This is a genomic window from Novosphingobium sp., from assembly GCF_037133355.1.
Taxonomy (GTDB): domain Bacteria; phylum Pseudomonadota; class Alphaproteobacteria; order Sphingomonadales; family Sphingomonadaceae; genus Novosphingobium.
The window spans coordinates 98744-123946 of record NZ_JBAXOI010000012.1; the positions used below are offsets into that span (position 1 = coordinate 98744).

24 protein-coding genes are annotated in these 25203 nt (G+C 68.0%); 14 read left to right on the forward strand and 10 right to left on the reverse strand.

Features of this window, described 5'->3' with window-relative positions:
* Nucleotides 1-49 precede the first annotated feature (49 nt).
* Nucleotides 50-706, reverse strand: a complete 657-nt coding sequence (locus WCL10_RS13165) for an alpha/beta hydrolase (protein WP_336896110.1) — start codon at nt 704-706, stop codon at nt 50-52.
* Between the two features lie 126 nt (nt 707-832).
* Between WCL10_RS13165 and WCL10_RS13170 the strand changes: the two genes are divergently transcribed.
* From WCL10_RS13170 to WCL10_RS13185, 4 genes are all read left to right on the forward strand, one after another.
* The gene (locus WCL10_RS13170; RefSeq protein ID WP_336896111.1) at nt 833-1852 is read left to right on the forward strand and encodes an aminotransferase class V-fold PLP-dependent enzyme; all 1020 of its coding nucleotides are present in this window, start codon (nt 833-835) and stop codon (nt 1850-1852) included.
* Nucleotides 1849-2916 (forward strand): cysteine desulfurase family protein, encoded by a 1068-nt coding sequence (locus WCL10_RS13175; protein WP_336896112.1) that lies wholly within the window; start codon nt 1849-1851, stop codon nt 2914-2916. The genes WCL10_RS13170 and WCL10_RS13175 overlap by 4 nt, the downstream gene beginning before the upstream one ends.
* Before the next feature lie 2 nt (nt 2917-2918).
* Nucleotides 2919-3251 (forward strand): 2Fe-2S iron-sulfur cluster-binding protein, encoded by a 333-nt coding sequence (locus tag WCL10_RS13180; protein ID WP_336896113.1) that lies wholly within the window; start codon nt 2919-2921, stop codon nt 3249-3251.
* Nucleotides 3252-3319: 68 nt separating this feature from the next.
* Nucleotides 3320-3970, forward strand: coding sequence for a hypothetical protein (locus tag WCL10_RS13185; RefSeq protein ID WP_336896114.1), 651 nt, complete (start codon nt 3320-3322; stop codon nt 3968-3970).
* A 1-nt stretch (nt 3971) separates the two neighbouring features.
* On the opposite strand, the gene WCL10_RS13190 is transcribed toward WCL10_RS13185, so the two are convergent.
* Nucleotides 3972-4928, reverse strand: a complete 957-nt coding sequence (locus tag WCL10_RS13190; protein ID WP_336896115.1) for a GlxA family transcriptional regulator — start codon at nt 4926-4928, stop codon at nt 3972-3974.
* Between the two features lie 82 nt (nt 4929-5010).
* Here WCL10_RS13190 and WCL10_RS13195 point away from each other — a divergent pair, with 82 nt between their 5' ends.
* The 4 genes from WCL10_RS13195 to WCL10_RS13210 all read left to right on the forward strand — a co-directional run bounded on the left by WCL10_RS13195 (nt 5011) and on the right by WCL10_RS13210 (nt 9568).
* A complete protein-coding gene (locus WCL10_RS13195; RefSeq protein ID WP_336896116.1) occupies nt 5011-5700 on the forward strand; it encodes a DJ-1/PfpI family protein in 690 nt (229 codons plus the stop codon).
* A gap of 152 nt (nt 5701-5852) precedes the next feature.
* On the forward strand, nt 5853-6395 hold the full coding sequence (locus WCL10_RS13200) for a hypothetical protein (protein ID WP_336896117.1): 543 nt from the start codon (nt 5853-5855) through the stop codon (nt 6393-6395).
* 114 nt (nt 6396-6509) lie between these two features.
* Nucleotides 6510-8804 (forward strand): DNA topoisomerase IV subunit A, encoded by a 2295-nt coding sequence (gene parC / locus WCL10_RS13205; RefSeq protein ID WP_336896118.1) that lies wholly within the window; start codon nt 6510-6512, stop codon nt 8802-8804.
* Nucleotides 8801-9568 (forward strand): SDR family NAD(P)-dependent oxidoreductase, encoded by a 768-nt coding sequence (locus WCL10_RS13210; protein ID WP_336896119.1) that lies wholly within the window; start codon nt 8801-8803, stop codon nt 9566-9568. Before parC ends, WCL10_RS13210 begins: the two co-directional genes overlap by 4 nt.
* Before the next feature lie 136 nt (nt 9569-9704).
* On the opposite strand, the gene WCL10_RS13215 is transcribed toward WCL10_RS13210, so the two are convergent.
* The gene (locus tag WCL10_RS13215; protein WP_336896120.1) at nt 9705-11783 is read right to left on the reverse strand and encodes a protein-disulfide reductase DsbD domain-containing protein; all 2079 of its coding nucleotides are present in this window, start codon (nt 11781-11783) and stop codon (nt 9705-9707) included.
* 208 nt (nt 11784-11991) lie between these two features.
* Between WCL10_RS13215 and WCL10_RS13220 the strand changes: the two genes are divergently transcribed.
* On the forward strand, nt 11992-13752 hold the full coding sequence (locus tag WCL10_RS13220; RefSeq protein ID WP_336896121.1) for an alkaline phosphatase family protein: 1761 nt from the start codon (nt 11992-11994) through the stop codon (nt 13750-13752).
* A complete protein-coding gene (locus tag WCL10_RS13225) occupies nt 13749-14972 on the forward strand; it encodes an FAD-dependent monooxygenase (protein WP_336896122.1) in 1224 nt (407 codons plus the stop codon). The genes WCL10_RS13220 and WCL10_RS13225 overlap by 4 nt, the downstream gene beginning before the upstream one ends.
* A gap of 9 nt (nt 14973-14981) precedes the next feature.
* Here WCL10_RS13225 and WCL10_RS13230 read toward each other — a convergent pair whose 3' ends face one another.
* Genes WCL10_RS13230 through hemC form a run of 3 tightly spaced genes read right to left on the reverse strand, consistent with a single transcriptional unit; the run spans nt 14982 to nt 17581 of the window.
* On the reverse strand, nt 14982-15899 hold the full coding sequence (locus WCL10_RS13230) for a hypothetical protein (RefSeq protein ID WP_336896123.1): 918 nt from the start codon (nt 15897-15899) through the stop codon (nt 14982-14984).
* Nucleotides 15900-15926: 27 nt separating this feature from the next.
* Nucleotides 15927-16625, reverse strand: coding sequence for a uroporphyrinogen-III synthase (locus tag WCL10_RS13235; RefSeq protein WP_336896124.1), 699 nt, complete (start codon nt 16623-16625; stop codon nt 15927-15929).
* Nucleotides 16625-17581: a hydroxymethylbilane synthase gene (gene hemC / locus WCL10_RS13240; RefSeq protein WP_336896125.1), complete on the reverse strand. Its 957-nt coding sequence runs from the start codon at nt 17579-17581 to the stop codon at nt 16625-16627. Before hemC ends, WCL10_RS13235 begins: the two co-directional genes overlap by 1 nt.
* A gap of 45 nt (nt 17582-17626) precedes the next feature.
* Here hemC and tsaD point away from each other — a divergent pair, with 45 nt between their 5' ends.
* The 4 genes from tsaD to WCL10_RS13260 all read left to right on the forward strand — a co-directional run bounded on the left by tsaD (nt 17627) and on the right by WCL10_RS13260 (nt 21765).
* Nucleotides 17627-18676, forward strand: a complete 1050-nt coding sequence (gene tsaD / locus WCL10_RS13245; RefSeq protein ID WP_336896126.1) for a tRNA (adenosine(37)-N6)-threonylcarbamoyltransferase complex transferase subunit TsaD — start codon at nt 17627-17629, stop codon at nt 18674-18676.
* On the forward strand, nt 18673-19686 hold the full coding sequence (locus WCL10_RS13250) for an NAD(P)H-dependent glycerol-3-phosphate dehydrogenase (RefSeq protein WP_336896127.1): 1014 nt from the start codon (nt 18673-18675) through the stop codon (nt 19684-19686). The genes tsaD and WCL10_RS13250 overlap by 4 nt, the downstream gene beginning before the upstream one ends.
* Nucleotides 19679-21202 carry an oligosaccharide flippase family protein gene (locus tag WCL10_RS13255; protein ID WP_336896128.1) on the forward strand — a complete coding sequence of 508 codons (1524 nt, stop codon included), beginning with the start codon at nt 19679-19681 and terminating at the stop codon, nt 21200-21202. Before WCL10_RS13250 ends, WCL10_RS13255 begins: the two co-directional genes overlap by 8 nt.
* 86 nt (nt 21203-21288) lie before the next feature.
* On the forward strand, nt 21289-21765 hold the full coding sequence (locus WCL10_RS13260) for a hypothetical protein (protein WP_336896129.1): 477 nt from the start codon (nt 21289-21291) through the stop codon (nt 21763-21765).
* Here WCL10_RS13260 and WCL10_RS13265 read toward each other — a convergent pair.
* The 4 genes from WCL10_RS13265 to uvrB are packed head-to-tail and all read right to left on the reverse strand — an operon-like array spanning nt 21762 to nt 25197.
* Nucleotides 21762-22286, reverse strand: coding sequence for a hypothetical protein (locus WCL10_RS13265; RefSeq protein ID WP_336896130.1), 525 nt, complete (start codon nt 22284-22286; stop codon nt 21762-21764). The two genes, WCL10_RS13260 and WCL10_RS13265, sit on opposite strands and share 4 nt — an antisense overlap.
* A 4-nt stretch (nt 22287-22290) precedes the next feature.
* The gene (locus WCL10_RS13270; RefSeq protein ID WP_336896131.1) at nt 22291-22713 is read right to left on the reverse strand and encodes a type II toxin-antitoxin system VapC family toxin; all 423 of its coding nucleotides are present in this window, start codon (nt 22711-22713) and stop codon (nt 22291-22293) included.
* Nucleotides 22710-22952: a ribbon-helix-helix protein, CopG family gene (locus tag WCL10_RS13275; protein WP_336896132.1), complete on the reverse strand. Its 243-nt coding sequence runs from the start codon at nt 22950-22952 to the stop codon at nt 22710-22712. The genes WCL10_RS13270 and WCL10_RS13275 overlap by 4 nt, the downstream gene beginning before the upstream one ends.
* Before the next feature lie 55 nt (nt 22953-23007).
* Nucleotides 23008-25197, reverse strand: coding sequence for an excinuclease ABC subunit UvrB (uvrB, locus tag WCL10_RS13280; RefSeq protein ID WP_336896133.1), 2190 nt, complete (start codon nt 25195-25197; stop codon nt 23008-23010).
* Nucleotides 25198-25203: the final 6 nt, after the last annotated feature.

Genomic DNA, 25203 nt, shown 5'->3' on the forward strand with positions numbered 1-25203 from the left:
GAGAGTGCCCCTCTCCCAACCCTCTCCCCTGAAGGGGAGAGGGTTTGGATTATTTGATCGGGCAATCCGGCGAGAGGCGCATGTCCAGATAGGTGTCCACCGCGCGCATCATTTCGTCGAGTTCGTTCTCGAAGAAGTGGTTGGCGCGGGGCACTTCGTCGTGGTGGATGGTGATGTGCTTCTGCGTGCGCAGCTTGTCGACGAGCTTCTGCACCGCGTTCGGCGTCACCACCGTATCGGCCGCGCCTTGCACGATGATGCCCGAGGCGGGGCAGGGGGCGAGGAAGCTGAAGTCGTACATGTTGGCCGGCGGGGCGACCGAGATGAAGCCGCGGATTTCCGGGCGGCGCATCAGGAGCTGCATGCCGATGAGGGCGCCGAAGGAGTAGCCGGCGATCCAGGTCGTGCTGGCTTCGGGGTGGATCGACTGCACCCAGTCGAGCGCCGCAGCTGCGTCGGACAATTCGCCGATGCCGTTGTCGAATGAGCCTTGGCTGCGGCCCACGCCGCGGAAATTGAAGCGCAGGGTGGCGAAGCCGCGCGCGACGAATGTCTTGTACATCGCCTGCGTGATGCGGTCATTCATCGTGCCGCCCGCCTGCGGGTGCGGGTGCAGGATCATGGCGACGGGTGCGCGCGGGCGTGAAGCGGGCTGGAAACGGCCTTCGAGGCGACCGTCGGGACCGGGGAAGATGACTGCTGGCATCGGGTATCCTGCTATGCCGGCCGAGGGCGAGGCGGCAGCCTCGTAAAAGCCGGGGCTGGGAAAAGGGAATGGTCGCTATATAGAAACGGTTGCCCCAAAAGCAATCATTCCCGCCAGAGTGCCCCGATGTCCGCGATTTACCTCGATCATGCCGCCACCACGCCGCTGCTTCCTGCGGCGCGCGAGGCCATGCTCGAAGGCTTTGCGCGCTGGGCGAACCCTTCCAGCCCCCACGCACCTGGCCGCGCTGCTCGCGCTGCGCTGGAAGAGGCACGCGCCCGCGTGAAGGCCGCGCTGGGGTGGCGGGGTGAGGTGATCTTCACCTCGGGCGCGAGCGAGGCGCTGGCCCTTGCGATCACCCGCAGCGCGGCGCCCTTGGCGGCGGTTTCTGCAGTGGAGCATGAGGCTGTGCTGCGCTGGGCAGGGGATGCGCTGCGCCTGGCCGTAGACAGCGCGGGCCGCGTTCTGCTCGATGCAGCGTTGGGTGGCCTCTTTGCCGTGCAGCATGTGAACAACGAAACCGGCTTGATCCAGCCGCTCGACGAGATCGCCACCGCAGTGCGCGAGGGGGGCGGTGTGCTTCTCGCCGATTGCGCCCAGTCTGCGGGCAAGATCGCGCTTCCCGATGCCGATCTGATCGCCATTTCCGCCCACAAGTTCGGCGGCCCCATCGGCACTGGCGCGCTGCTGGTGCGCGATTGGGCCTTGCTCCGGCCCACCGGCGGGCAGGAGCGCGGCTATCGCGGGGGCACCGAAAACCTCCCCGGCGCGGTGGCCATGGCGGCGGCGCTCGAAGCCGGGCGCGACTGGCTGGTGATGGCGGCCCGTCTGCGGGCAGCGCTCGACGCAGGCATCATCGCGGCGGGCGGTGAAGTCGTCGCGGCAGAGGCTTCGCGCCTCGCCACGATCGCCGGATACCGCATGCCCGGCCGCTCTGCCAATGCGCAGCTGATCCGCTTCGACGGCATGGGATTCGCCGTCTCGGCGGGAAGCGCCTGTTCCTCCGGCTCGCTCAAGGCCAGCCCGGTGCTTACCGCGATGGGCCATCCCCATGCGGGAGAGGTGATCCGGGTTTCGATCGGGCGCGAAACCACGCAGTACGAGATCGACGCATTCCTTGCCGCGTGGCGGGAGATCGGGGGATGATCTACCTCGATTATCAGGCCACCACGCCGCTGGCGCCCGAGGCGCGCGAGGCCATGCTGCGCTGGCTGGGGGACGACGGCTTCGCCAATCCGCACAGCCCGCACCGACCGGGGCGGGCAGCTGCGGCGGCGATGGAAGTGGCGCGTGAGCAGGTGGCGGCGCTGCTGCCCCCCGGCGGCCGCGTGATCTTCACCTCGGGCGCGACGGAGGCGCTCAATCTCGCGATCCTCGGCTGCGGGGTGAAGCGCATAGCCGTCTCTGCCATCGAGCACGCCGCCGTGCTGGATACCGCGCGCTTTGCCGATCCCGCCTGCGCGGTGCTGCCGGTGAGCGGTGCCGGGCTGGTGGACGCAGGCACGCCGATCCCCGAGGGCACCGGTCTCGTTGCCGTCATGCAGGTCAACAACGAGATCGGCACGGTCCAGCCGGTCGAGGCGCTGACCGATGCCGCCCATGCGGCTGGCGCGCTGTTTCTATGCGATGTGGTGCAGGCCGCGGGCAAGCTCCCCCCGCCCGCCAATGCCGATATGATCGCCATTTCCGCGCACAAGCTCCACGGCCCCAAGGGCATCGGTGCACTGTGGGTGCGTGACGGCCTGAGCCTTGCGCCGCTGATTCACGGCGGCGGGCAGGAGCAGGGCTTGCGCTCCGGCACACTCAGCCCCGCGCTTTGCGCCGGTTTCGGCGCCGCCGCCGCGCTGTGCATAAAGCTGCGGGAAACGGACGCACAGCATGTGAAAAGCCTGTGGACCCTTGCCCGCAGCCTCTTCCCCGGCTGGACGCTCAACGGCGACGCCGACCAGCGCTGGCGCGGCAATCTCAACATCCGGCGCGAGGGGCTGGATGTCGCGCGGTTGATGTCCGATTGCCGCAATATCGCCTTTTCGGCGGGCTCCGCCTGCGCCAGCGGCTCGGGCCGGCCCAGCCATGTCTTGCGCGCGCTCGGACTTTCGGACAGGGAAGCGAAAACCGCGATCCGGCTTGGCTTCGGACGCTATACGAGGGCAGAGGAGCTTGAACGGGCGGCCGCGGCGATAAGCGTCGCGGCTGATGGAGCGTTATAGCCATGGTCAGGATCACCTTCGTTACCGCGCGGGACCAGCGCATCACGGCTGAAGCCGCCCCCGGGACGCGTCTGCTGGAAGTGGGGCAGAATGCCGGCATGCCGCTGGAAGGCACGTGCGAGGGGCAGATGGCCTGTTCCACCTGCCATGTGATTGTCGCGGCGGACTGGTTCGACAAGCTCGCCCCCGCCAGCGAGGACGAGGAGGACATGCTCGATCTCGCGGCCGGCGTCACCCGCACCAGCCGCCTCTCGTGCCAGATCGTGCTCACCGAAGCGCTCGACGGGCTGGAGGTGCGCGTGCCGGAGGAAGCGCGGGACATGCAGGGGCGCTAGCGCCAAAAACCCCTTGCGGCCTCGGGCCCATTCCGCGATGCCCTGCGCATCCGCCCGGAGCCGCGACAATGATCCCCGCGACACTACCCCAGCCCCGAAGCCTTGGCGCCTGCGCGGCTCTTGTGCTGGCGCTGCTTGCCCAGCCGCTCGCCGCCCAGCCCGCGCCGGAAACGGCGGCGCAAGCCCAGCCAGCCGAAATGCAGCTCGACCTTCACCGCCAGCTCGATATCAGCGCCCTGCGCGCCGCCACGGTACCTTATGGCCAGGCCGGGCGCTGGTCGGTGCGCATCGATCAGGTCGCGGGCTACGGCTGCTTCATGGCCGCGCAGTATGACAACGCGCTCGGCATCCGCTTCCAGTTCAGCCCCGCCGAGGGTGCCACGGTGATCTATGCCGGCAGCACCAACTGGCGCTCGATCAGGGAAGGCGACCGCAAGGACATGAGCCTTTCGTTCGAAGGCCGCGATACCTGGTCGGGCGCAGCGCTCGGCATGGATGTGGAAGGCATGCACTGGCTGACCTTCAAGGCCAAGGGCACCGGCATCTTCGACGAAATGCAGGCGGCCCGCTGGTTCGCGCTCAAGATCGACACGCTCGAACTCGGCGTCTACGAAACCGGCGAGATCACCCGCGCCGTCGCCCTGCTGCGCCAGTGCCAGACGGTGGCCGACAAGGCGGTCGATCCCTTTGCCGCCAAACCTCCCGCGCAGGGACAATAAGCTAAACGGTGCGCGCCATCCGGCGCAGCGCCTGCGGTGGCTGACCAAAGGCGCGCAAAAACGCGCGGCGCATCCGCTCGGGGTCGTGAAAGCCAAGGCCTGCCGCGATCTGCTCGATCGGCGCCGGGCTGTTCTCCACCCTTTCGCGCGCCATCTCGAGCCGCAGCCGCTCGACCGCCTTGGCCGGGCTCATGCCCATGTCGCGGGCAAACGCGCGCGAGAAATTGCGCGGGCTCATCGACGCTTCGGCGGCCAGCACCTCCACCGTCAGTCGCTCGCCGAGATGCGCGCGGATCCAGTCGAGCAGGCCGGCAAACGGCCCAGGCTCGCCGCCCAGTTGGGACAGCGCCGAAAACTGTGATTGCCCGCCCGGGCGGCGAAAATAGACCACCATTTCCTGCGCTGCTGCGCGGGCGGGCTCCTCACCCAGATCCTCGGCAATCAGCGCGAGCGCGAGATCAATCCCCGCCGTGATCCCGGCCGAGGTCCAGACCGGGCCATCGCGCACGTGAATGCGGTCCGGCTCGACGATCACCCTGGGAAACAACCGGGCAAGCTGCGCCGCGCGGCGCCAGTGGGTCGTGGCGCGCCGCCCGTCGAGCATGCCAGCACCCGCCAACACCAGCGCGCCCGAACAGACGCTGCACAGCCGCCGCATCGCAGGGGCGACCGCGCGTATATAGGCCAGCGTCGCCTCGTCGCGCATCGCCTGCCGGCTGCCGTCGCCGCCGACGACCATCAACGTGTCGAGCGACCTTGCGTCCGCAGCCGCGTTCGCCGCCACCGTTTCCAGCATCACGCCAGCAGAACTGCGTACCGGCCCGCCCGCGGCCGAGAGCAGCTTGAGCGGATAAGGGGACTGCGCCAACCGCCCGGCCACCTCGAAGCTGGTGATCGGACCGCAGGCATCGAGCAGCTGGAAATCATCGAAGAGATAAAGGCCGATTGTGCGGGGCATGGCTTGAAATGAGGGATCATTGTCATTTCGTCAATCGCGGTCATGCGCGATCAAGGCGTTGTCCGCATCACAGGAGCCCGCAATGACCCAGCCGCCTTTCCGCATTGTCTTTGCCGTCTATACCGGCATGACCCAGCTTGATTTCACCGGACCGCACCAGTTCCTCTCGCGCTTGCCCGGCGGCGAGACGCTGGTGGCGAGCCGCGATGGGGGCGATATCGCGACCGAAGGCCTGGTGTTCGGCGGCACGCACCGCCTCGCCGATATCGCCGCCTGCGATCTGATCTGCGTGCCCGGCGGCTTTCCCGCCACCGCGATGGCGCTTGATGAAGCCTTCATCGGCGAAGTGCGCCGCCTTGCGCTTGGGGCGCGCTATGTCACTTCGGTCTGCACGGGGTCGCTGATTCTCGGTGCCGCCGGGCTCCTTCAGGGCAAGCGCGCCGCCTGCCACTGGGCATGGCGCCACCTGCTTCCGCTTTTTGGTGCCGTGCCCGATGCGGGCCGGGTGGTGCGCGATGGCAACGTGATCACTGGCGGCGGCGTGACTGCCGGGATCGACTTCGCGCTCACCGTCCTTGCCGAACTGGGTGGGCCCGATCTGGCCCAGACGCTTCAGCTTGGTCTGGAATATGCCCCAGCGCCCCCATTCAATGCCGGAACGCCCGAAACCGCGCCGGCCGCGATCCTCGCCGGCTATAACGGTCGCTTCGCCCAGATCATGCCGGCCATCGAAGCCGAAGCCCGCAAGGCTGGTGAGCGGTTGCCGGGCTGAAACGTGCACCCCGCGCAGTGGCTGGTCTGCAGGCGAGTCAATCGCAGTAGCGCGCAAATGAAGCGTAACTTGCGGTTTCCACTCTTGTCGTCCGAATACTTTGACGTACAAGATAGTGCCAAGAGATTCGTAGTGCTGCTGGGAGGAAATTTATGCCGATTAGCGGAAGCGGCTGGGAAATCCTGATCGAGCGACACGCCGTTCAGCGCCGCAGCTCGGATGGCAAGCCGCGTACGGTGGGTCGTTATCAGGTCTTCAACAACGGCGTGGCCGTGCATGATCTGTCGGGAACGACTGCCGAATCCGGTGGTCTGGGTTCCAATCAGACGAAGGGGCGGCGGATCGCGCAAGGAGTCTATCCGCTCGCCACGCAGGACGGCACCAATTACTGCACCATCGGCTACACTTCCAACACCAACCACGCGGCAATTCGCCGGCCCGGCATCGAGCTGCGCAATACCGGCGGGCGCACCGAAATTCTGATCCATCCCGGCATCGGTTTCCTCTCCTCGATCGGGTGCATCAATCTCTGCAAGATCCTGCCCGATGCGTCCGAGCCGATCTCCTTCGGCGGCAGCCGGCTGCGCGTGATCGCGGTAATCGACAATATGCGCGCGTTTCTCGGGGGCGATTTCCCGGCCTCAAACGGCCATGCAATTCCGCGCGCCTTTGCCGTGATCGAAGGGGAGCCCTGAGCCCACAGTCCCGCTTACTCTCGCGGGCCGGGGCCCATGCGCAAATGATCGGGGTAAACTCGCGGGGGCCCCTGTTCCCCTGAGGGCGCCGGGGTTGCTATGGCCATTCAAGCCATGACCAAGACCGTAACCCCGGACGAGCCCGATCCCTTCGACGCCATCGTCGATGCGCCCTTCGATGCCGCGCTGTCGGAGCGCTATCTCGTCTATGCGCTCTCCACGATTACCGCGCGCTCGCTGCCCGATCTGCGCGACGGGCTGAAGCCGGTGCACCGGCGGCTGCTCTGGGCGATGCAGCAGCTCAAGCTCGATCCTACCGGCGCATTCAAGAAGTCCGCGCGCGTCGTCGGCGATGTCATCGGCAAATATCACCCGCATGGCGATGCCTCGGTCTATGATGCGATGGTCCGTCTCGCGCAGGATTTTGCGCTGCGCTACCCGCTGGTCGAGGGGCAGGGCAATTTCGGCAATATCGACGGGGATAACGCCGCTGCCTACCGCTACACCGAAGCGCGGCTGACGCGCACGGCGATGCGGCTGATGGCGGGGCTCGAGGAAGGCACCGTCACCTTCCACCCCACCTACAACGGCGAGGAGGAAGAGCCGGAAATCTTCCCCGGCCTCTTCCCCAATCTCCTCGCCAACGGTTCCAGCGGCATTGCCGTGGGCATGGCGACCAATATCCCGAGCCACAATGTGGCCGAGATCGTCGATGCGACGCTCATGCTGATCGACAATCCGGCGGCCACCCATGCCGAGTTGATGGACGTGTTCCACGGCCCCGATTTCCCGACCGGCGGCCTCGTGGTTGATAGCAAGGCCGCGATCAGCGCTGCCTATGAAAGCGGCAAGGGCGCGATCCGGGTGCGCGGCCGCTTCTCCACCGGGCGGCTGGACGATGGCACGTGGGAAGATACCGGCATCGAGAAGCTCGGCGGCGGCCAGTGGCAGCTCGTGCTCTCCGAAATCCCCTACCAGGTGCAGAAGGGCAAGCTGATCGAGCAGATCGCCGCGTTGATTGCGGACAAGAAGCTGCCGATCCTGGAGGACGTTCGCGACGAAAGCGATTCGGCGATCCGCATCGTGCTCGTGCCCAAGAGCCGCAATGTCGATCCCGATCTGCTCAAGGAATCGCTGTTCCGCCTGACTGATCTGGAAGTGCGCTTCGGGCTCAACCTCAATGTGCTCGATGCGCGGCGCACTCCCGGCGTGCTCGGGCTCAAGCTCCTGCTGCAGGAATGGGTGATCGCCCAGATCGACATCCTGCTGCGCCGTTCGCGCCACCGGCTCGAGAAGATCCTGAACCGGCTCGAGCTGCTGGGCGGCTACATCATCGCCTACCTCAATCTCGACCGGGTGATCGAGATCATCCGCACCGAGGACGAGCCCAAGCCGATCATGATGGCCGAGTTCGAGCTGACCGACCGGCAGGCCGAAGCGATCCTCAACATGCGGCTGCGGTCTTTGCGCAAGCTCGAGGAAATGGAGCTCAGGAAGGAGCGCGAGGGCCTGATCGCCGAGCAGACCGACCTGCAGGCCCTGCTTGATGATCCCAAGCTGCAGAAGAAGCGCCTCAAGGCTGATTTGAAGGCGCTGCGCAAGGAATACGCCGAGACCACCCCGCTCGGCGCGCGCCGCACTACGCTCGCCGAAGCCGCACCGACGCGCGAATTCAGCATGGACGCGATGATCGAGAAGGAGCCGGTCACCGTCATCCTCTCGCAGCGCGGCTGGATCCGCGCGGCCAAGGGCCACCTGCCGCTCGACAGCGATTTCAAGTTCAAGGAAGGCGATGGCCCCGCCTTTGCGCTCCACTGCCAGACGACCGACAAGCTGCTGTTCGCCATCGACAACGGCCGGTTCTACACATTGGGCGCCGACAAGCTCCCCGGCGCGCGCGGATTTGGCGAGCCGGTGCGCACGATGCTGGATATCGATCCCGATGCGCAGATCGTCGCGCTGCTGGTGCACAAGGCCAAGGGGCAGTTGCTGCTCGCCGCCGATACCGGGCGCGGCTTTGCGGCGGAGATGGACGAACTGCTGGCAGAAACGCGCAAGGGGCGCGGCGTCGTCTCGACCAAGCCGGGCGTCAAGCTTGCCATCGTGCGCGAGATCGCCGCCGAGCACGATCACGTCGCCGTGATCGGCGACAACCGCAAGCTCGTCGTCTTCCCGCTGAGCGAGGTGCCTGTGCTGGCGAAAGGGCAGGGCGTCACCCTCCAGCGCTACAAGGATGGTGGCCTCGCCGATGCGGTCACGCTCACTTTTGCGGATGGCCTTTCCTGGGCAATGGGCGGAGAAAGTGGGCGCACGCGCACCGAGAAGGACCTTCTGCCGTGGAAGGTCGCGCGCGGTGCGGCAGGGCGCTTGCCGCCCACCGGCTTTCCAAGGGACAACAAGTTCGCATGACAGGCACCAGACTTTCAGGCCGCATCGCGCTGATCACCGGCGCTTCCTCGGGCCTCGGCGCGCATTTCGCGCGGCTCTATGCGGGCGAGGGCGCTGCCGTGGTGATCGGCGCGCGGCGCGTGGAGCGCATTGCGGCGCTGGCGGATGAGATCAACGCGGGCGGCGGCAAGGCGCTCGCGTTGGCGCTCGATGTGAACGACGAAGCCTCGATCATCGCGGCGTTCGATGCGGCCGAAGCGCAGATCGGAGTGCCGGACGTGGTCGTCGCCAATGCCGGGATCGTGGTGCCGGGCCGCGCGATCGATGTGCCGGCCGAGGGTATCCGCAGCGTGGTTGAAACCAATTTCACCGGCGTCTACCTCACCGCCCGCGAAGGCGCGCGCCGCATGATCAAGGCGGGGTCGAAGCAGAGCGAGAAGGGCCGCGTCATCCTGATCGGCTCGATCACCTCGCACATGACCGGGCAGGGCGATGCCTCCTACGCCTCCACCAAGCTCGCGGTGCAGCACCTCGGCCGCCAATTCGCGCAGGAATGGGCGCGGCTGGGGATCAGCGTCAACACGATCCAGCCCGGCTACATCAGCACCGAAATCGCCGGTGACTGGTTCGACACCGAAGGCGGCAAGGCGCAGATCAACACCTGGCCCCGCCGCCGCCTGACCGACATCACCGCGCTGGACGAACCGATGGTGTTCTTTGCGAGCGATGCTGCGCGGCAGGTGACCGGCTCGCACATCACGGTGGATGACGGGCAGAGTTTGTAGGCGCTCTCCCCCAAGATAACTTCGTCATTGCGAGCGTAGCGAAGCAATCCAGAGCCTCACGCACATCCGCTCTGGATTGCTTCGCTGCGCTCGCAATGACGTAGAGGTTGGGGCGTATGCGGCGGCGAGGGCAGCCTCACCCCTTGGCAGGCAGCCCCGCCATAAAGTCCGCGCTCAGCACTTGCGGCAGCTTCTGCGCCGCCGCAGCCTTCGCCGGATACCACAGGTAAAGCGGCACGCCCGCCGCGCCCTGCTGCGAGAGGAAGCTGGTGATCTTGGGATCGCGCCGCGTCCAATCGCCCACCAGCACGACGACGCCGGCCTTGCGGAAGGCGTCGCGCGTGGTCTCGCGTTCGATGGCGGCGGCTTCGTTCACCTTGCAAGTCAGGCACCAGTCCGCCGTGAAGTAGGCGAACACCGGCTTGCCCGCTGCACGGGCTTCGGCAAGCGCTGCTTCGCTGAAGGGCTTGGCATCGAGCAGCCCGGCCTCGACCGCGCCGCCGGGACCAGCGGTCGCGAGGCGAGGGGCGGCCGCCAAGGCCAGTGCGGCGAGCACGACGCTGCCGGGCAGCGCCCAGCGTGCGGTACCCAGGCCCTGGCGCTGCGCCCGCCCTATGGCGATGAGCAGCGCTACCACGAGTACCGCGAGCGCAATCGCCGCTCCGGCATAAGCCGCGCCGCCGAGCCGCCATGACAGCCAGCCCAGCGCCAGCACGGTGAGGCCCATCGGCACCGCCATCGCATGGCGGAAGCGCACCATCCATGCACCGGGGCGCGGGATCATGCGCCGTAATGCAGGCACGAAGCCCAGCAGCAGGAACGGCAGCGCCAGCCCAAGGCCCAGCGCGGCAAACACCGCCATCGCCGCCCAGGCGGGCAGGATGAGCGCCGCACCAACGGCGGCGGCCATGAACGGACCAGTGCAGGGGGTTGCCACGAAGGCCGCAAGCAGGCCGGTGCCGAATGCGCCGATCCAGCCGCCCTTGGCCGCGCCGCCGCTACTTTCGATCGAAAGCCCCGGCAATTCATAAAGCCCGGCAAAGTTGGCGGTGATCGCCACGGCAAGCAGCAAGAGCAGCGCCACTACGCCCGGGTCCTGCAACTGGAACGCCCAGCCCACTTGCGTCCCCGCCGCGCGCAAGCCCAGCATTACTGCGCCGAGCCCCATGCAGGCCAGCATCACGCCCGCCGTATAGGCCAGGCCCTCGACATGCGCGTTGTGGCTCCCCGCGCGGGCCAGCGCCATGGCCTTGAGGCTGAGGATCGGGAACACGCACGGCATGACATTGAGGATCAGCCCGCCCGCCAGTGCGCCGAGAATTGCCAGCGCGAGCGTTGCGGCTGAGAAAGGCACGGGCGCATCGCCCTTGCCGAGCGGCGTGCCGCCCGTCGGCACCGTGCCCGGTGCAGCGGTGAAGGCAATGCCGCCCAGCGACTCGCCTTTGGGCCCCGTGCCCAGCGAGAGGACGCCGGACAGCGTCGCGGGCGGTTCAGGCGCGGGGAAGGCGGCCTTGGCGAGTTCGATCACCAGGGTATCGCCCACCCGGCTGAACGCCTGCGGCTTGGCATAGTCGGCCACGCCTTCGGACTGGATGAAGAAATGCGGCTCACCGATGGAGGCACCTGCCGGAAACGGCACCGCAACGTGCCAGCCGGTGGGCGAGGCGGCGAACGTGCCCTGCCGGTCAAGCGGTGCAGGCAGCGCGGCGCGCCACGCGTCGAAGCGCGGATCGGCGGGGCCGGCGCCAACCGTGACCGTGCCTTGCAGCGTGGCGCTTTCGGGCACGCAGATGCCTTCGGCGCAGGCGAGCCAATCGGCCTTGGCGCTGATCGGCAGGTTTGTGCCGGGCTTGGCATCCTTGGGCACCGTAAACGAAACGAGCACGGCATAGTCGTGCTCGTAGACATGGTTCATGAGCCCTTGCACCAGCAGCGTCTGCGGCACGGGGAACTGCAAGGCGCCGGTGCCCGCGCCCTGCGGCAGCGTCCATTCGAGCGTGACCGGCAGGCCCGCATCGCCCGGGTTCGACCAATAGCCGTGCCAGCTCTTTTCCGGCTGCATCAGCACCGCCAGCGTGACCGTCTCGCCAGGCTGCGCGGGCCGCTCCACCAGCAGCGAGGCACGGATATGTGCGGTTTGCGCGGCGGCGGGGAGGGCGCCCAGCGCGAGCCAGCACGCAAGGGCGATGGCAACGAATTTTCGCATGATCGACATGCACCCCATCTATCCCACAACACGGGGTTTGGCCACCGGCCCGCCCCGCAGGGCAACCCACGCGATGTCTTGGCCCCAAGCTTTGCGTATGCGTGCAGCCAGGCGCGTGCACCCTCTTGCGCCGGATGGCTGGCGGGGCCATCACGCACCCGGCCGGAACGCGGGGCAGGCGAGTCCGGTCCTGACACGTTCCGAGGAAGGTTACCCCATGGCGCTTCGCAAGTTCCGGTCCCTCCGCTGGGGCGCTGCCCTGCTCGCCGCCGCGATGGTGCTGCCGCAGGCGGGCGCCGCCCGCCCGCCGGCCAAGCCCGCCGCACCGGCTCCGGCGCCCGTCCAGCCGTCCAGCACCGCGCCCAAGCTGATTGTGGCCATTGCCGTCGATCAGTTCTCCGCCGATCTCTTCGCGCAGTACCGCCCGCACTTTACCGGCGGGCTTGCCCGGCTCGCTTCGGGCGCGGTCTTCCCGGCTGGCTATCAGAGCCACGCGGCGACCGAGACCTGCCCCGGCCATTCGACCATTCTCACCGGCATGCATCCCGCGCGCACCGGGATCATCGCCAATACCTGGATCGACCAGTCGGTCGCGCGGGCGAAGAAGGTGATCTATTGCGCCGAGGACGAGACCAAGGCCGCGGCGGACACGAGGGACTATGTCGCCTCGGTCGTGCATCTCCTCGTCCCCACGCTGGGTGATCGGCTCAAGGCGCTCTGGCCTGCCAGCCGCAATGTCGCCGTCTCGGGCAAGGATCGTGCGGCCCTGATGATGGGCGGCCATGCGATCGATCAGGTCTACTGGTGGAAGGGTTCCGGCTTCGCTTCGCTTGATGGCCGCACGCTGGCACCATCGGCGGTGAACGAGAACAAGGCGCTTGCCGATCGGCTCGCGGCGGGCGCCCCCGGTTTCGAGCTGCCTGTCTGGTGCGCGGGCAAGGACCGCGCCGTGCCCCTCCAACCGAACGGGAGCGCGGATGGACTCAGCAGTCTCGCTGCCGGGCTGACCGGCCCTGCCCGTGCCTTCACGGTGGGCACGGGGCGCTTTGCGCTGGGCGCAGGCGACAAGAACGGCTTCCGCGCCTCGCCGCGTCTCGACCGCGCAACGCTCGATCTGGCGACCGAACTGGTGGACGAGAACAAGCTGGGCAAGGGCACCGTGCCCGACGTGCTTTCGGTGAGCCTTTCAGCCACCGACTATGTCGGCCACGCCTACGGCACCGAAGGCGCGGAAATGTGCATCCAGATGCAGCAGCTCGATCTCGCGCTGGGAGATTTCTTTACCGCGCTGGACCAGCGCGGCATCGATTATGCCGTCGTGCTTACCGCTGACCATGGCGGCTTCGACTTGCCCGAACGGCTGGGTGAGCAGGCGCTGCCCGCCGCGCACCGGGTGAGCAAGGCACTGCTGCCCGAAGCCCTGAGCGCCGCAGTCGCGGCCAAGACCGGGCTCGATGCGAAGGGCCTTGTCCTGTCCGAGGGTGCATCGGGCGATATCTGGCTGCGCCGCGATCTCGCAGGGGCGGACAAGGCCCGCGCGCTGGAAGCGCTCAAGGCCGAACTGCTGGCCAATTCCGACGTGGCCGCCGCCTTCACTGCCGATGAACTCGCCGCCGCGCCCGTGCCTTCAGGCTCGCCCGAAACCTGGTCGCTGCTCGACCGCGCCCGCGCCTCGTTCCACCGCCCGCTATCGGGTGACGTGGTTCTTATGCTCAAGCGCGGGGTGGTTCCGATCGTCTCGCCCGCGCCCGGGATCGTTGCCACCCACGGCTCGCCATGGGACTATGACCGGCGCGTGCCGATCGTGTTCTGGCGCAAGGGCATGACGGGGTTCGAACAGCCCAGCCCGATCGAGACGGTGGATATCGCCCCCACGTTCGCCGCATTGGTGGGCTTGCCGGTGGCAGCCGGTACGTTCGACGGGCGCTGCCTCGATCTCGATGCCGGGCCGGGCACGACGTGTGGAGCTGCGAAGTGAGCGAGACGCTGAGCACCGATATCGTCATCCTCGGCGGCGGCCTTGTCGGCATGACGCTGGCCATCGGCCTCGCCAAGGCCGGCATCCCGAGTGTGGTGATCGACAATTCCGACCCCGCCGCGCAGACCGCCGAAGGCTTTGACGGCCGCGCATCGGCGATCTCGACCGCGAGCTGGAACCTCTACACCCACCTCGGCCTTGCTGCGGCGCTCGAACCGCTCGGCTGCCCGATCGGGTCCATCGCCGTGACCGACGGGATGAAGCCGGGGCGGATCGATTTCCAGCCCGGCCCCGCGGATGGCACCCTGGGCCGCATGTTTGCCAACCGGGATCTGCGCATCGCCATGTATGCGGCGGCGGCGCAGGAAAGCCTGATCACTTTCGTGCCCAATGCCCGCGTGGCGGAGCGCGAGCGCGGCGAGCATGGTGTCACCGTGACGCTTGCCGATGGCCGCATCGTCAAGGGCCGTCTGCTGGTCGGCGCCGAGGGCCGCGCCTCGCCGACCCGTGACGAGGCGGGCTTTACCCCGGCGCGCTGGAGCTACGGGCACCGCGCGATCATCGTCGGCCTCGCGCACGCAAAGTCGCACGGCAATGTCGCGTGGGAAATCTTCTATCCCGCCGGCCCCTTCGCGCTGCTGCCCCTGCTCGATGATGCGGATGGCAACCACCGCTCCGCGCTGGTGTGGACCGTGGGCGAGAAGGACGCGCCGGGTGTGCTCGCGCTGCCCGATGGCGCCTTCCGCAGCGCGGTGCAGGAGCGCATGGGCGAAGTGCTGGGCACGGTTCGGCTGATGGGGACGCGCTCCTCGTGGCCGCTCAATTTCCACCACACCGCGCGCATGGTGGACCAGCGCCTAGCGCTTGTCGGCGATGCCGCGCATGGCATGCATCCCATCGCGGGGCAGGGGCTCAACCTTGGCCTGCGGGATGTGGCGGCGCTTGTCGAGGTGCTGACTGAGGGCATGCGCCTTGGGCTTGATCCGGGTGATGCGCAGGTGCTCGCCCGCTACGAGCGCTGGCGCGCGTCCGATACGTTCATGGTTTCGGCGGCGACCGACGTGCTGACGCGCCTGTTCGGTGTGCCGGGGCGGATCCCCAGCGCGATCCGGCGGCTGGGCATGGCGGGCGTGCAGCGCCTGCCCGCGCTCAAGCGATTCTTCATGGATGAGGCGCGCGGCATGAGCGGCACTTTGCCGAGCCTGCTGCAGCCGGCCTGAAGCGGGGCTTCAGGCGGCTGGTTTGGTTACTGGAGACGCGCTCGCTGCGGGTGCGGCTGCGGAAGGGCTGGCCGAAGGCGCCGCTTCGGGCGCATCGCTTTTCACCACCGGCGGTGTCGGCGGGAATGAAAGCGCTGCGGTCTCCAGCTGGTCCAGCGCGTGTTCGACGCTTGCGAAATCACGCGCATGGGCGAGCCATTCGGTCGCCGCATCCTTGCCCGGCATGCGTTCGACTTCGGCAATCGCCACGTCGATCCGCCCGCCGGCCAGCGCCTCGCGTACTCGCAGCGCGCGGCTTTCGGCGGTGGGCGATGGGCTGTCGGCCGGGCGAATCACGAAGAGTTCGCTCATCTGGCGCGTGAACCAGTCCCAGCTGCCCTCGCTTTTTGCGCCGCCGATCAGCTCGGGACGCAGCTTTTCGAAGGTTTCGTTGAGCAGGGCGAGCGTGACCGGCTTCTGCGCAGCGGCAATCACATGATCGACCGCCGCTTGTTGCGTCGCGCCGAAGCGCACGCGCAGCTGGCTTTCGAGATAACCCAGCGGCTGCCCGCGCTCGATCGCGCGGCGTGCGGCAAAGGCGACGAGAAGCGCCTCGGCCTGCGTCGCCTGCCCGGCGGCGGCCATGGCCTGCTGGTTGAGCTCGGCGAGGCGCTGCTCGAGCGCGGAGACTTTGGCGGCAGCGGCAGTCAGCGCGGCATCGGTGGCGGCAAGGTTGGCGGTGGTCTGCGCGGCAGCCTGCGAAATCGTGGCCGATGGGGTGGGTTCGGGCAGCGAGGGCAGGCCGGAAATGTGCACTTCCAGCCAGCCCGTCCGCCAGCCGTACCAAGCCCCCCCGGCAAGCGCCGCGAGCACCAGAAGAACTGCCAGCGTAGCCCTGCCGCGCCCCGAGCGGGCGCGTTGCAGAGCCAGTGGCGAACCAAAGGTCATGTCCTGCATAGGATCATTTTTCAGTTGTCAGTGTCCTCTAGGTGACACTTTCTTGCACATTTGCGCGGCGAGTGCCAGCACTGCTTGGTCGGTACGTGTCTGTGCTATTTCAACATGTTGCCAGCCAGGCCCGGCCAGCTCAGCGATTCGCGGGGCGAGGCAGGCCAGCGAAATCCTGCCGCGTGGGGCGCCAAGCCGGGCCGATTCTGCGGCGAAATGCAGCGCCGCCTCGCCCGAGTGGAGCAGCACCACTGCCGGCTCTGCAAGCGCGGCGGCAAGCGCGGGCGGCATCGGCATCCCGGCTGCCGCATAGACCACCACATCGTCCACCTCGACCCCGTCCGCCAGCGCCAGCGGCACCCGTTTCTCGCCCGCCAGCCGAAGGTAGCGCCCCGGCGCCAGCGCCGAGGCCATGGGCTGCAATCCGCCCTCGCCGATGGCGGCCACCGCAAAACCTGCACCGCGCGCCGCCTCGGCCGTCACTGCACCCACGGCATGGACCGGCAGGCCTGTCAGCCGCGACAGCCCGTCACCGCCGAGGCGAAACACATTGGCGCTCCCCGCCAGCAGCGCGCGATAAGGGGCCGGATCGGGGGCCTCCCACGGCGCTGCGGCCATGTCGAACAGGGGAAAGGCCCGAGGATCGAGGCCCATGTCCCGCGCCGCCGCCACCGTCGCGGCATTGCCGGGTTCGGGGCGGATGACGATAACCGGGACCGGCGCCATCAGCTGCCGGTAAAGTGCCGGCGGATGCTTTCAGGCGCATCGCCCAGCAGGGTGCGGGCGAGCGCGGCGGGGCCATCCGCATCGTCGGCGGCAAAGGTCGCGCTTGCCTCGATCCGGTCCGCCCCGTCCGGGCTGAACAGCGCGGCGCGCAGGGTGAGCATATCGCCATCCGCGGTGGTGAGCAGGGCAATCGGGCTGTGGCACGTTCCGCCAAGCCCGCGCAGCAGGCCGCGCTCGGCATCGATGGCGGCATGGCTCGGCCGGTCGTCGATGGCGGCGAGCAGCGCGACGATATCGGCGCGGGCGGCCAGGCACTCCACCCCGATCGCGCCTTGTGCCGGGGCGGGCAGCCAGGTGTCCGATGGCAGCGGGCTGCCGATCCCGTTCTGCCCCAGCCGGTTGAGGCCCGCAGCGGCCAGCAAGGTCACATCGGCCTCGCCCGATTCGAGCTTGGCCAGTCGCGTCGCGACATTGCCGCGAAAGCCCACGACCGTCAGATCGGGCCGCGCGTGCAGCATCTGCGCAGCCCGGCGCGGTGCGCTGGTGCCCACGCGCGCGCCTGCGGGAATGGTTTCCAGGCTCTCGGCCCCCACCAGCACATCGCGCACATCCTCGCGCGGGAGCACTGCTGCGATCGTCAGAATGGCGGGCCGTTCGGTCTCCACGTCCTTCATCGAATGGACCGCGAAATCGATGCTGCCATCGGCCAGCCAGGCATCGAGTTCCTTGGTCCACAAGGCCTTCCCGCCGATCTCGGCGAGCGGGCGATCGAGCACCTGATCTCCGCTCGCGACAACCGAGACCAACTCGATTGCGGCCTCCTCCCAGCCATGCGCCGCGCAGAGCCGCGCGCGGGTTTCTTCGGCTTGCGCCATGGCAAGCGGCGAGCGGCGGGTACCCAGCTTGAGCGGGTTTGCAGGCGAGGGCGCGATAAGCGGCGTTACGGGCGTGTTCATGCGTGACTTGCCGTAACCGGGAATGTCTCTAAGGGAAAGTCTCCCATGGCCCTGATCCTCGGCATCGAATCCTCTTGCGACGAGACCGCCGTCGCCGTGATCGACGGAGCCGGCGCCACGCTCGCTTCGCGCATCTTGGCGCAGCGCATTGCCTCGCAGGATGATGAACACCGCCCCTATGGCGGTGTCGTGCCCGAAATCGCCGCACGCGCCCATGCAGAAACGCTCGCCCCGATGGTCGGCGCGGTGCTGGAAGATGCCGGGCTGACGCTTGCCGACATGGACGCAATTGCCGCTACCGCCGGTCCGGGCCTGATCGGCGGGGTCATGGTCGGGCTCGTCACCGCCAAGGCGCTCGCCATGGCGGCGGAGCGGCCGTTGATCGCGGTGAACCATCTCGAAGGCCACGCGCTCTCCGCCCGCCTGGCAGAGCCGGGGCTCGCCTTCCCCTATCTCCTGCTGCTGGCATCGGGCGGGCACTGCCAGATCCTCGAAGTGCGCGGCCTTGGCGCGTACCGCCGCCTCGCCACCACCATCGACGACGCGCTGGGCGAGGCGTTCGACAAGACCGCCAAGATTCTCGGCCTCGGCTTTCCCGGCGGCCCTGCGGTCGAGCGGCTGGCGCGCGAGGGCGATCCCCGCGCCGTCCCGCTGCCGCGCCCGCTACTGGGCAGCGCGGAGCCGCATTTCTCGTTCGCCGGGCTCAAGAGCGCGGTGATGCGTGCGCACGCTGCAGGCACGCATGATCCCGCCGACATTGCCGCCTCGTTCCAGCAGGCCGCGATCGATTGCGTGATCGACCGGACGCGCCGCGCGGTGGCGGCGGCTGGACCGGTTACCGCGCTGGTCGTCGCGGGCGGGGTTGCCGCCAATGCCGCCTTGCGCGCCGCGCTCACCGCGCTGGCCGGGGAAAGCGGCCTCCCGCTCGTCGCCCCGCCGCCGAAGCTGTGCACCGACAACGCCGCAATGATCGGCTGGGCCGGCGCGGAGCGCTTCGCCGCCGGGCTAACCGATCCGCTCGATGTCCTCGCACGCCCGCGCTGGCCGCTCGATCCCGCAGCCGAACCGGTACGCGGCGCGGGAGTGAAGGCATGAGTGGGGCCGCGCAGGTCGGTGTGGTGGGAGGCGGGGCCTGGGGCACCGCGCTCGCGCAGGCCCTTGCCAGCGATGGCCGCGAAGTGCTGCTCTGGGCGCGCGAGCCCGACGTGGTCGAGGCTGTCAATGCTGCGCACCGCAACCCGCGCTTCCTGCCTTCCACCGCGCTCCACCCGGCCATTCGGGCCAGCGGCAACCTTGCCGATCTCGCTGGGCTCCCGGTCCTGCTCATGGTCACACCCGCGCAGCATCTGGGCAGCGTGCTCGCAGCACTTGGCCCCCAAGGCAGCGATGTGGTGCTTTGCGCCAAGGGTATCGAGCAAGGCACTGGCCGCCTGATGAGCGAAGTGGCCGCCGCCGCCGCCCCCGGCGCTGCACTGGCCGTGCTCTCCGGCCCAACGTTCGCGCACGAAGTGGCGGAAGGCCTCCCCACCGCCGTCACGCTCGCCTGCGCCGGCGGCGAAGCGCAGTGGGATCGGCTCGCGCCGGTCATCGCGCGCCCTGCGTTCCGCCCCTACTACTCGGCGGACGTAGTCGGCGCCTCGATCGGCGGTGCGGTCAAGAACGTTCTGGCGATTGCCTGCGGCGTGGTCGAGGGGCTCGGTCTCGGCGCCAATGCCCGCGCCGCGCTGATCAGCCGGGGTTTTGCAGAGATGCAGCGCTTTGGCCTTGCCTTGGGCGCGGAAGCGGAAACGCTGGCGGGGCTTTCGGGCCTCGGCGATCTCGTGCTCACCTGCTCCTCGTCCGAAAGCCGCAATTTCGCGCTCGGCATGGCGCTCGGCCAGCAGGGCGATGCGCCCGGCGGTGCGGCGGCGCTGCTCGCGGCGCGCAGCACGGTGGCCGAAGGCGCCTTCACCGCGCCGGTGCTTGTGCGCCTTGCAGCAGAGCGCGGCATCGCCATGCCCATTGCCGCCGGGGTTGCCGCGCTGGTCGAAGGCACCGTCGCCCCGCGCGCGCTTGTCGCGCAGCTATTGTCCCGCCCCTTGCGCGCGGAGGCCGCTCTTGGCTGATCCCGCCGCACCTCTGTCGGCAGACCAACTGGCCGCCGAACAGCAGGACATTGCCGCGCTGGCCAAGGGCGGGCGCACCAATTTCTTCGGTTTCCTGCTGCGCCTTGCCGCGCGCATCCCGTTCCTGTTCATCGCGGGTCGCCTCTACGGCGCCGAGGACCTTGGCCGATTCGCCTCCGCGACGATTGCGGTCGAACTGGCCGCCCAGCTCGCCACGCTCGGCCAGAAGCGCGGCCTTGCCCAGCAGCTCGCCCGCGATGATCGCGACGGCGCCGAGGTCGTTGCCGATGCGCTGCTGCTCTCGGGCTGCGTTTCGGCGTTCTTCGCGGTGCTGCTCTATGCCTTCCCCGCGCCGATGTTCCCGAGCGGCCATTTCACCCCGCTCCAACGCCTCCTCCCGCTCACCATCGTGCCGCTGGCGCTGGGCGATATCGCGCTCGCCGCGCTCGCCTACCGCTTCGATGTCGGCGCCACTGTGCGCGCGCGCTCGGTGGTCGAGCCGTGGACGCTGAGCCTTGTGGCAGGCACGGTCTGGCTCATCGGCATCGCCTTCCTGCCTTTGCGCGAAAGCGGGCTGATCCTCGCCTACGTCGCCTCGATCTTTGCCGCGACTCTCACGGCCTTCGTCCCCCTGCTGCGCAGCTATGGCCTCCCGCGCCAATGGTCGCCGCGCCCGATCGATCTCCTGCGTCTCGCGCTCGGCAACCTGCCGCTTGCCGGGGCCGATGCGATCGAATGGGGCACGCGCAAGCTCGATCTGTTCCTGCTCGGTCTGTTCCACGCGCCCCCGGCGGTGGTGGGCGTCTACTATGTCGCGCAGCAGGTCGCGACTTTGCCGCAGAAGCTCAAGACCAGCTTCGAGCCGATTCTGGGCCCTGTGATCACGCGCAACCTGCAAGGCGGCAATTACCCCGCTGTTGCCCGGCAGGTCTGTCAGGTCGGCTTCTGGATCACTGCGGCGCAGGCCGGAGTCGCGCTGGCACTCGGCATTCCCGGCTCGGCGGTCATGGGCCTGGTCGGGCCGGGCTTTGTTGCGGGCACGGCGGCGCTTGCGCTGCTGCTCACCGCCGAAGTCGCTGCCGCGCCGGCCGTGGTGAGCGAGGCGGCGCTGATCTACGTCGCGCGGGTCCGCAATCTCTGGATCAGCCTCGGCACGATCGCGCTTCAAGGTGCGCTCACCGTGGCCTTCATGCTGGCGGCGCGCCGCGCCGGGGCCGATCCGTTGATGCAGGCAGCAGGCGCGGCGGCGGCGCTCGCCATCGCGCTCGCCTGTGCCTCGCTGGTCAAGTCGCGCCTGCTCGGCAGCATTCTGGGTGAGCCGATCACCAACTGGCGCTGGGCATTGATCTGGGCCGCCGCGCCTGCCGTGCTGGTTGGTGCGGGCATGAAGCTCATGCCCGAATGGGTCGAGCTGGCGCTTGGTATCCCGGCGATTCTGGGCGTCTACGGGCTTGTTATCTGGCGGCGCGGTTTCGGGCCCGAAGACCGCATCCTGTTCCGCAAACAGACAGTCTGATCGTCCCGGCACCCCCTTGGCTTTCCCCGACGCGCGTGGGAAAGCGTGGGGCAGGGCGATTCAGCCAAGGCCAAGGGTAGGCAACGATGGAATGGATTCAGGCAAATGCGGTTGTGGTTGGCGCCATTGCGGCGCTGCTCGTGCTGGCGCTCGTGCTGCTTCTGCGCCGGGGCAAGCCGCTGCCTCCGAAGCGCGAATATCGCGATGTCCTGTCCGAAGGTGCCGCCCCCGCACAGCGCAACGCGGCGCTGATCGACGCGCCCCCCGCCGCCGCGATTGTCCCCCCGCCAGTGCTTGCCGAGGCGCCGGTGCCGGCTGCTGACGATGGCGACGATCTCACCCGCATCAAGGGCCTTGGCCCGAAGATCCGCACCGCGCTCGCGGCGCTCGGCGTCACCCGCTATGCCCAGATCGCCGCGTGGACCGAGGAAGACGTTGCGCGGATCGACGCCCAGCTTGGCGCCTTCGCCGGCCGCGCCACGCGCGACAACTGGATCGAGCAGGCCCGCCTCCTGTCGGGCGGCGATACGGCGGCCTACGAGGCCAGGTTCGGCAAGCTCTAACCGCCTGCGCAGCGCTTGATCAGCGCGCGGGGGGCATCGCTGGCGGGCACTTCGATATGGCCGCCGCCGGGCAGTGTTCCGGCGAACCTGGCCTTGAACAGCGCGAGGCGCCGGTCGTCGGCGGCAATCGTCCCCTGCCAGACATAGCCGCGCTGCCCCGGAACCGCGGTCGCATCGACGGGCAGGCGCAGGATCCAGCCACTTCCCTGCAGCGCGAAGAGTGCCTGCGCGCCGACCGGCGCGGCAACATTGCGCGTCACCACCAGCGCGCCATTGCGGCATTCAAGGCTGATCAGCGGCGCCTCGCCGGAATAGCCGAAGCGGGCGAAACTGCCGTCGGGCGCTGCGACCCAGGCGCCTTGCGCGCCATCGGGGTGTGCGGCGGGCGGCGGCGCGGCATCATCGGGCATCGCCACGCGCACAGCATCGAGCGGGCCGTCGGCCTGCTCGGTCGAGGCGGACGAAGGAGAGCATGCGGCAAGCAGCAACAGAAGCAGGGCAGGCACAGCACGCGCAGTCACATCGTCATCCTTCAAGCACACGAACTTTCGGCCAGGCCGCGACCGCCTTGGCGGCAAACCGGCGGTCACTGGTCAAAAGCTCGCAGCCCATTTTCATCGCCAACGCAAGATAGATGCAATCCTTGAGCGGATGGCCGAGATCGAGCGCGAGCCCGGCGGCCCGGACCATGGCGGCGGTGCCGGTCTCGTCCATGGAGATAACTTGCTCGTCGATCAGGGCCAGAAACCCGGACAGCGCAGTTTCCATGTCGCCGCGGATCGCCTTGCTCATGTTCGCCTGCCGGACAAGAGCACCGGTCACTTCGAGAACAAATACATCCGGCACGATGATCTGGCCGCCATGCTGGGCAAGCGCGCTCTCCGCAGCCTGCGATCCCGGCTCATCAAGGTACCACTTCAGTGCCAGACTGGCATCGAAAACGATCACCAGCTATCCCGCTCTTCGCGCAGCAGGTCCAGCGAGGTCTTGCCGTCAGGCATCCGGAAAGGATTGCGTTCGCGAATTTCGCGCATCTGGGCCATCAATTCCTCAAGCCGCCGACGCCGCGCCGCCTCGGCGATCAGCGCGCGCAGTTCCTCGGAGATGGAACGCCCGTTTGCGGCTGCCATCGCGGTGAGCGCGGCATAGTCCTTGTCATCGACATTGCGTGCGGTTGCGGTAGCCATTTGCTGATCCCTATGACGACAATCTGCTAGCAGATTTGGCCAGAATCAGCAAACATCACTTCCCCCATTTCCGTTGCGTTTTCCCAAAACGTGTCTTGCGCGTCCCCGGCTTGCCCTCGTTGCTGCGGCCCACCAGCGGCGCCTTCTTCTCGCCATCGGGCAGACCCAGTTCGTCTGCTTCCAGCCGGCGGATCTCGTCGCGCAGCCGCCCGGCTTCCTCGAATTCCAGATCGGCCGCGGCCGCGCGCATCTTCTTTTCGAGTTCCTCGATATAGGCGCGCAGGTTGTGGCCGACGAGGTTGTTGGCCCCGCCTTCCGCCTCGATCTCCACCAGCACCCCGTCGCGGCTCGCGGTGTCCGCCACGATGTCGTGGATGTCGCGCTTGATCGATTCAGGCGTGATGCCGTGGAGTTCATTGTAGGCGCGCTGCTTTTCGCGGCGGCGGTCGGTCTCGGCGATGGCGCGTTCCATGCTGCCGGTCATCCGGTCGGCATAGAGGATTACCCGCCCATCGACGTTGCGCGCCGCGCGCCCGATCGTCTGGATCAGCGAGGTTTCGCTGCGCAGGAAGCCTTCCTTGTCCGCGTCCAGAATGCAGACCAGCCCGCATTCGGGAATATCGAGCCCCTCGCGCAGCAGGTTGATGCCGACGAGCACGTCATAGACCCCTAGCCTGAGGTCCCGGATCAGCTCGATGCGCTCCAGGGTCTCGACGTCAGAATGCATGTAGCGCACGCGCAGGCCGGCCTCGTGCATGAATTCGGTGAGGTCCTCGGCCATGCGCTTGGTCAGCGTGGTGACGAGTGTGCGGTAGCCGGCCTGCGCGGTCTTGCGGCATTCGGCGATGCAGTCCTGCACCTGGTCCTCGACCGGGCGGATTTCCACCGGCGGATCGATCAGGCCGGTGGGGCGGATCACCTGTTCGGCAAACACGCCGCCCGCCTGCTCCATTTCCCAGTGTCCCGGCGTCGCCGAGACGGCCACGGTCTGCGGCCGCATGGCGTCCCACTCGTTGAAGCGAAGGGGGCGGTTGTCGATGCAGCTCGGCAGGCGGAAGCCGTATTCCGCCAGCGTGATCTTGCGGCGGTGATCGCCTTTCGACATCGCGCCGATCTGCGGCACGGTCTGGTGGCTTTCATCGACGAACAGCAGCGCGTTGTCGGGGAGATATTCGAACAGCGTTGGCGGCGGCTCGCCCGGCATCCGGCCCGTCAGAAAGCGCGAATAGTTCTCGATCCCGGCGCAACTGCCGGTGGCGTGGATCATCTCAAGATCGAAATTGGTGCGCTGTTCCAGCCGCTGCGCTTCCAGCAGCTTGCCTTCCGCTTCCAGTTCCTTGAGCCGCTCGGTCAGCTCGAAACGGATCGCATCCGCCGCCTGCTTCATCGTCGGCCCCGGCGTCACGTAGTGCGAATTGGCGTAGACGCGCACTTTGGAAAGCTTCGTCCCCGCCTTGCCGGTCAGCGGATCGAACTCGCTGATGGCCTCGATCTCATCGCCGAAGAACGAGACGCGCCAGGCCATGTCTTCGTAGTGCGAGGGGTAGATTTCGAGATTGTCGCCCCGCACGCGGAAATTGCCGCGCTGGAAGGCGGCGTCATTGCGCTTGTATTGCAAGGCCACCAGCTTGCGGATGATCTCGCCGCTGTCGACGCTCTCACCCACCTTCAGGTCGAAGATCATCGCCGAATAGGTCTCGACCGAGCCGATGCCGTAGAGGCACGAGACCGAGGCGACGATGATTACGTCATCCCGCTCCAGCAGCGCCCGCGTGGCGGAATGGCGCATCCGGTCGATCGCCTCGTTCACCGAGCTTTCCTTCTCGATGTAGGTGTCCGACCGGGGAACGTAGGCTTCGGGTTGGTAGTAGTCGTAGTAGGAGACGAAATACTCGACCGCGTTCTCCGGAAAGAAGCTCTTCATCTCGCCATAGAGCTGCGCGGCGAGGATCTTGTTGGGCGCGAGGATCAGCGCGGGGCGCTGCAGTTCCTCGATCACCTTGGCCATGGTGAAGGTCTTGCCCGAGCCCGTCACGCCGAGCAGCACCTGTGTTACCTCGCCGTCCTGCGTCGCCGCTACAAGATCGGCAATCGCGGTCGGCTGGTCGCCCGCCGGCTGGTATTCGGAGACGACCTTGAACGGCCTCCCACCTTCCGATTTCTCGGGCCGCGCCGGCTTGTGCGGCACGAAATTGGCGGAGGTATCGGGCTCTTCCAAGCCCCTGCGGATAACGAGTTCGGCCATGTGGCG

Bases quoted from the DNA above. Each gene is read 5' to 3' on its own strand.
- WCL10_RS13165 (WP_336896110.1), bottom strand. From the start codon at position 706: ATGCCAGCAGTCATCTTCCCCGGTCCCGACGGTCGCCTCGAAGGCCGT.
- WCL10_RS13170 (WP_336896111.1), top strand. From the start codon at position 833: ATGTCCGCGATTTACCTCGATCATGCCGCCACCACGCCGCTGCTTCCT.
- WCL10_RS13175 (WP_336896112.1), top strand. From the start codon at position 1,849: ATGATCTACCTCGATTATCAGGCCACCACGCCGCTGGCGCCCGAGGCG.
- WCL10_RS13180 (WP_336896113.1), top strand. From the start codon at position 2,919: ATGGTCAGGATCACCTTCGTTACCGCGCGGGACCAGCGCATCACGGCT.
- WCL10_RS13185 (WP_336896114.1), top strand. From the start codon at position 3,320: ATGATCCCCGCGACACTACCCCAGCCCCGAAGCCTTGGCGCCTGCGCG.
- WCL10_RS13190 (WP_336896115.1), bottom strand. From the start codon at position 4,928: ATGCCCCGCACAATCGGCCTTTATCTCTTCGATGATTTCCAGCTGCTC.
- WCL10_RS13195 (WP_336896116.1), top strand. From the start codon at position 5,011: ATGACCCAGCCGCCTTTCCGCATTGTCTTTGCCGTCTATACCGGCATG.
- WCL10_RS13200 (WP_336896117.1), top strand. From the start codon at position 5,853: ATGCCGATTAGCGGAAGCGGCTGGGAAATCCTGATCGAGCGACACGCC.
- parC (WP_336896118.1), top strand. From the start codon at position 6,510: ATGACCAAGACCGTAACCCCGGACGAGCCCGATCCCTTCGACGCCATC.
- WCL10_RS13210 (WP_336896119.1), top strand. From the start codon at position 8,801: ATGACAGGCACCAGACTTTCAGGCCGCATCGCGCTGATCACCGGCGCT.
- WCL10_RS13215 (WP_336896120.1), bottom strand. From the start codon at position 11,783: ATGTCGATCATGCGAAAATTCGTTGCCATCGCCCTTGCGTGCTGGCTC.
- WCL10_RS13220 (WP_336896121.1), top strand. From the start codon at position 11,992: ATGGCGCTTCGCAAGTTCCGGTCCCTCCGCTGGGGCGCTGCCCTGCTC.
- WCL10_RS13230 (WP_336896123.1), bottom strand. From the start codon at position 15,899: ATGACCTTTGGTTCGCCACTGGCTCTGCAACGCGCCCGCTCGGGGCGC.
- WCL10_RS13235 (WP_336896124.1), bottom strand. From the start codon at position 16,625: ATGGCGCCGGTCCCGGTTATCGTCATCCGCCCCGAACCCGGCAATGCC.
- hemC (WP_336896125.1), bottom strand. From the start codon at position 17,581: ATGAACACGCCCGTAACGCCGCTTATCGCGCCCTCGCCTGCAAACCCG.
- tsaD (WP_336896126.1), top strand. From the start codon at position 17,627: ATGGCCCTGATCCTCGGCATCGAATCCTCTTGCGACGAGACCGCCGTC.
- WCL10_RS13250 (WP_336896127.1), top strand. From the start codon at position 18,673: ATGAGTGGGGCCGCGCAGGTCGGTGTGGTGGGAGGCGGGGCCTGGGGC.
- WCL10_RS13260 (WP_336896129.1), top strand. From the start codon at position 21,289: ATGGAATGGATTCAGGCAAATGCGGTTGTGGTTGGCGCCATTGCGGCG.
- WCL10_RS13275 (WP_336896132.1), bottom strand. From the start codon at position 22,952: ATGGCTACCGCAACCGCACGCAATGTCGATGACAAGGACTATGCCGCG.
- uvrB (WP_336896133.1), bottom strand. From the start codon at position 25,197: ATGGCCGAACTCGTTATCCGCAGGGGCTTGGAAGAGCCCGATACCTCC.